The sequence below is a fragment of the Streptomyces sp. NTH33 genome (assembly GCF_003236365.1).
Taxonomy (GTDB): domain Bacteria; phylum Actinomycetota; class Actinomycetes; order Streptomycetales; family Streptomycetaceae; genus Streptomyces.
The window spans coordinates 1-4,997 of record NZ_POTZ01000492.1 but is presented as its reverse complement, the minus strand read 5'-3'; the positions used below and the strand labels follow the sequence as shown (position 1 = coordinate 4,997).

The following is a 4,997-nucleotide window of genomic DNA, read 5'->3' as shown; positions in this document are numbered from 1 at the left end:
GCCCGAGCCCGAGCCCGAGCCCGAGTCCAAGGCTAAGCCCGAGGCCGAGCCCGAGCCCGAGCCCGAGCCCGAGCCCGAGCCCGAGCCCGAGCCCGAGCCCGAGCCCGAGCCCGAGTCCAAGGCTAAGCCCGAGGCCGAGCCCGAGCCCGAGCCGGAGCCCGAGGCCGAGTCCAAGGCCGAGCCCGAGGCCGAGCCCGAGCCCGAGCCGGAGCCCGAGGCCGAGTCCAAGGCCGAGCCCGAGTCCAAGGCCGAGCCCGAGGCCGAGGCCGAGGCCGAGGCGGACGTCGAGGCCGACGTCGAGCCGGAGGCTAAGCCCGAGGCCGAGCCCGAGCCCGAGGCCGAGCCCGAGACCGGGCCGGAGCCGGAGACCGGGCCGGAGCCGGAGACCGGGCCGGAGCCGGAGACCGAGGTGGAGCCGGCGGCTACGGCTGAACCCGCAGCCGCCGACGGCGAGGACACCCCACAGGGGCCACCCGCACCCGACCACGAGACCCGCACGGGTGGTGCGGGTGGGAACGTCCCCGCCGAGGGCGAAGCCGAGGCACCCGAACCGGCCACGCTCCCGCAGGAAACCGTGAAGTCCCACGCCCCCGGCCTCACCACCGCCTACGAGGCAGCCGGAGCCGCCCTCGAGAAGTACGGCCTCACCGGCACCCGGGCCAGGGTCTACCTCGTTCTGGACCGCTCCGCCTCCATGCGCCCGTACTACAAGGACGGCTCCGCCCAGGCCCTCGGCGAGCAGACCCTCGCCCTCGCCGCCCACCTCGACCCCGAGGCCACGGTCCACGTCACGTTCTTCTCCACGGAAGTGGACGGCACCGGCGAGCTCACCCTCACCGAGCACGAGAACAGGATCGACGACCTGCACGGCTCCCTGGGCCGCATGGGCCGTACGAGCTACCACGCGGCCGTGGAAGCCGTACTGGCCCAGCACGAGGCGTCGACGGACGACCCGGCCGCCCCCGCCCTGGTGATCTTCCAGACGGACGGCGCGCCGGACGCCAAGACCCCGGCCACCCAGTCCCTCACCGAGGCGGCGAAGAAGCACCCCGACGTCTTCTTCTCCTTCGTCGCCTTCGGCGAGCACGACAACAAGGCCTTCGACTACCTCCGCAAGCTGAAGACCGGCACCGCGTCCTTCTTCCACGCGGGCCCGACCCCGCGCGAACTCACGGACCAGGAGCTCTACGAGGGCGTACTGGCGAACTGGCGCCCGTAAATCCACGGACCAGGACGGCGAACCAGGGCCGCCCCTTCCCACCCAGCAAAACGGGAAGCGGGCGGCCCACTCATGTCGGCTACGATTTCAAGGTTCCGTAGACGACCCGAACCCGACGAGATCGTCACCCTCAGCAGCGACCTGGGAGCAGCCCGCGATGGCTCGACACCTCATCACCAGCGCCCTTCCGTACATCAACGGGATCAAGCACCTGGGCAACATGGTGGGGTCCATGCTCCCGGCGGACGTGTACTCCCGCTACCTGCGCCAGCGCGGCCACGAGGTCCTCTACATCTGCGCGACCGACGAGCACGGCACGCCCGCCGAACTGGCGGCCAAGGAGCAGGGCATCCCGGTCGACGAGTTCTGTGCACAGGCGCACGACGCGCAGAAGGCGGTCTACGACGGCTTCAACCTGGCCTTCGACTACTTCGGCCGCAGCTCCTCCCCGCAGAACCACGAGATCACGCAGGAGATCGCCCGCGAGCTCAAGGCGAACGGGTTCATCGAGGAGCGGGCCATCCGCCAGGTGTACTCGAACGCCGACGGCCGCTTCCTGCCCGACCGGTACATCATCGGCACCTGCCCGCACTGCGGCTACGACAAGGCACGCGGCGACCAGTGCGAGAACTGCACGCGGGTCCTGGACCCGACCGACCTGATCGACGCCCGTTCGGCGATCAGCGGCAGCAGCGACCTGGAGATCCGCGAGACCAAGCACCTGTTCCTGCTCCAGTCGGCACTGGCCGGAGAGGTCGAGGCATGGGTCGACGAGCGGGCCGACAACTGGCCGGTGCTGGCCTCCTCCATCGCCCGCAAGTGGCTCACCGAGGGCCTGCACGACCGTGCGATCACTCGTGACCTGGACTGGGGCGTCCCGGTTCCGGCGGACACCTGGCCGGACCTGGCCGCCGAGGGCAAGGTCTTCTACGTCTGGTTCGACGCCCCGATCGAGTACATCGGCGCGACGAAGGAGTGGGCCGACCAGGACCCGGAGAACCGGGACTGGCGCTCGTGGTGGTGGGAGTCGGACGCGGACGTCCACTACACGGAGTTCATGGGCAAGGACAACGTGCCCTTCCACAGCGTGATGTTCCCGGCGACCCTGCTGGGCACCCGCTCGCCGTGGAAGAAGGTCGACGTCATCAAGGCCTTCAACTGGCTCAACTACTACGGCGGCAAGTTCTCCACCTCGCAGCGGCGCGGCGTCTTCACGCACGACGCGCTGGACATCCTCCCGGCCGACTACTGGCGCTACTTCATGATGGCGAACGCGCCGGAGTCCGACGACTCCTCCTTCACCTGGGAGCACTTCACGGCCACGGTGAACAAGGACCTGGCGGACACCCTGGGCAACTTCGTCAATCGGGTGCTGTCCTTCTCCCGCAAGCGCTTCGGCGACGCGGTCCCGGAGGGCGGCAAGCCGGGCGAGGCCGAGGCCAGGCTCGGCGAGGAGATCGCCCGCCTCCTCGCCGAGTACGAGGAGCAGATGGAGGCCATCCAGTTCCGCAAGGCGGCGGCGGCGCTGCGCGCCCTGTGGTCGGCGGGCAACTCCTACCTGGAGGAGAAGGCCCCCTGGCTGGAGATCAAGACCAACAAGGAGGGCGCGGCCCTCACCCTGCGCACCGCGATGAACCTGATCCACCTCTACGCGGTGGTCTCGGAGCCGTTCATCCCGACGTCGTCGGCGGCGATGCGCGCGGCCTTCGACCTGCGGGACGACACGGCCACCTGGGTCACCCAGGAGGAGGCGAAGTCCCTCACCGCCGTCGCCCCGGGCACCCCCTTCACGGTCCCGCCGGTCCTCTTCACCAAGCTCACGGACGAGGACCTGGAGACGTACAAGGAGCGCTTCGGCGGTTCGGGCGAATAGGGCATACCGCTTGCACACAGGGGCCCGGGAACGACTTGTTCCCGGGCCCCTGTGCCGTGGCCCCGAGCGGTCCGGGCAGATCATTCCAACGGGGGCGTCGCCGCCCACGCGTCGCACTCGTCGGGATCACGGCTACCCAAGGGCTTGACAGAGGGGGAGCAGGGTGATCGGGGGAACGGTCGCGCCCTTCGCCGTTCATCCGCCCCCTGTCCAAGGTCCGAGCACGCGTCACGCCTGCCCCGGCCGGCGCGGATTGATATAAGCTTGGCGCTGATATATAAACCCGACTGCGGGAGGTCTCATGTCCAGGACTCTGGTCGACATCGACGACGACAAGCTGGCCTTCGCTCAGCGGCAGCTCGGCACCAAGACCAAACGGGAGACCATCGACCGCGCGCTGACCATAGCGTCCGCGATCAGCGCCGACGACCGGGCACGTGCCCTGCGCTGGCTCCAGGAGAACGCCGACGCGTTCCTGGACTTCGACGTCCTCGCGGAACGGGAACGGGCAGGCCTGTGACCTACCTCGCCGACACCTCCGCCGTGTGGCGGCTGCTGCGCGGGCAGCTCGACTCCCCCTGGCCCGATCGCGTGGCACGAGGGCTCGTCGCCATCTGCCCGCCCGTCGAGGCCGAGCTGATGCCCGGCCTTCGCTCCGACCGGGACTACGAGCCCTTCTTCACCATGCTCGGCCAGACCTTCGGCTGGGTCCCTGCCCTCGACGATCCCTGGCCGAAGGTCGTGGAGGTGCAGCGGGACCTCGCGAGGATCGGCCATCATCGCGGCCCTTCCCCCATGGACATTCTCATCGCCCTCATCGCCGAGCAACAGCACCTGACCGTTCTCCATGTCGACGACGACTTCACGGCCATCGCCAAGGTGAGACCAGGCATCCCCATGGTCCAGGGCAAAGCACGAAGCAACTGACTGACTCGAGACACCACGGCACCCCACTCCCGGTGACAACCAGGCGCAGAGCGAGTGCCGTTGAGGGTCAGCTTTCCGAGGCGTACGTCACGAAGTGGGCCCAGGCGCCGGGCGCGAGGGCGAGCTGCGGGCCTTCGGTGTTCTTGGAGTCGCGGACGTGGATGGTGCGGGGCGCTGTCGCGATCTCGACGCAGGAGTTGCCATCGGGGCCGTCGCTGTAACTGCTCTTGAACCAGACCAGCTCGGAAGCGTCCCCAGCAGAGGCCTTGCGGATCATGTTTCTCCCAGCATTCGCTCGATGAAGGCCAGTGACTCCCGCGGCGTGAGAGCCTGCGCACGGATGGTCCCATACCGCAGCTCAAGGATCCGCAGCTGCTTCGGATCCGAAGTCGGCCGGCCATTGAACGCACCGTCGGAACGACCCGCCGCCGTACCGTCGGCGAACTTCAGCACCTCGATCCTGCCGTCCAGCCCAGGGTGGGCCCCTGCACTCGTCGGCATCACCTGAAGCGTGACGTTGCGCAACCGCCCCACTTCCAGCATGTGTTCGAGTTGCTGATGCCACACCATTGTGCCCCCAACCCGTCGGCGTAGCGTCGCCTCTTCCAGGACGAAGCTGAGAGCCGGAGCAGGTGACCGCTTGAAGATCGACTTCCGGGCCATCCGAGCCGCGACCAAGTGCTCCACTTCCTCTTCCGAGTACGGCGGCTGCCAGGCCTCGAACAAGGCTCGCGCATGCTCCGGTGTCTGCAACAGGCCGTGGATGCTGAGCCCGACGTACACCCCGATCTCAACTGCTTTGGCCTCAAGATCAGCCAGCGCCCGCACACTCTTCGGGTATCGGACCTTCCTCACGTCCTCCCAGGTCGCCGAGATGAGCCCACGCGCCCCCAACACCTCATCGGCCTTGTCCAGGTACTCCTCCCGGGGAATCCTCTTGCCACCCTCGATCTTGTAGACGAGGTCCTCCCCGTACCC

6 protein-coding genes are annotated in these 4,997 nt (G+C 68.6%); 4 read left to right on the top strand and 2 right to left on the bottom strand.

Annotated features, from left to right (window positions below):
- From C1I97_RS31340 to C1I97_RS31325, 4 genes are all read left to right on the top strand, one after another.
- The coding region (locus tag C1I97_RS31340; RefSeq protein ID WP_111006450.1) for a VWA domain-containing protein at positions 1–1,219 on the top strand (1,219 nt) is incomplete at its 5' end.
- A gap of 157 nt (positions 1,220–1,376) precedes the next feature.
- Positions 1,377–3,092 (top strand): methionine--tRNA ligase, encoded by a 1,716-nt coding sequence (gene metG / locus C1I97_RS31335; protein WP_111006449.1) that lies wholly within the window; start codon positions 1,377–1,379, stop codon positions 3,090–3,092.
- Positions 3,093–3,393: 301 nt separating this feature from the next.
- On the top strand, positions 3,394–3,612 hold the full coding sequence (locus C1I97_RS31330; protein WP_111006448.1) for a type II toxin-antitoxin system VapB family antitoxin: 219 nt from the start codon (positions 3,394–3,396) through the stop codon (positions 3,610–3,612).
- Positions 3,609–4,019: a PIN domain nuclease gene (locus C1I97_RS31325; protein ID WP_111006447.1), complete on the top strand. Its 411-nt coding sequence runs from the start codon at positions 3,609–3,611 to the stop codon at positions 4,017–4,019. The genes C1I97_RS31330 and C1I97_RS31325 overlap by 4 nt, the downstream gene beginning before the upstream one ends.
- Positions 4,020–4,086: 67 nt before the next feature.
- Here C1I97_RS31325 and C1I97_RS31320 read toward each other — a convergent pair whose 3' ends face one another.
- Both C1I97_RS31320 and C1I97_RS31315 read right to left on the bottom strand, forming a co-directional pair.
- On the bottom strand, positions 4,087–4,296 hold the full coding sequence (locus tag C1I97_RS31320; RefSeq protein ID WP_111006446.1) for a DUF397 domain-containing protein: 210 nt from the start codon (positions 4,294–4,296) through the stop codon (positions 4,087–4,089).
- Positions 4,293–4,997, bottom strand: a 705-nt coding sequence (locus C1I97_RS31315; protein WP_111006445.1) for a DUF5753 domain-containing protein, incomplete at its 5' end; no start/stop codon positions are given. The genes C1I97_RS31320 and C1I97_RS31315, both read right to left, overlap by 4 nt.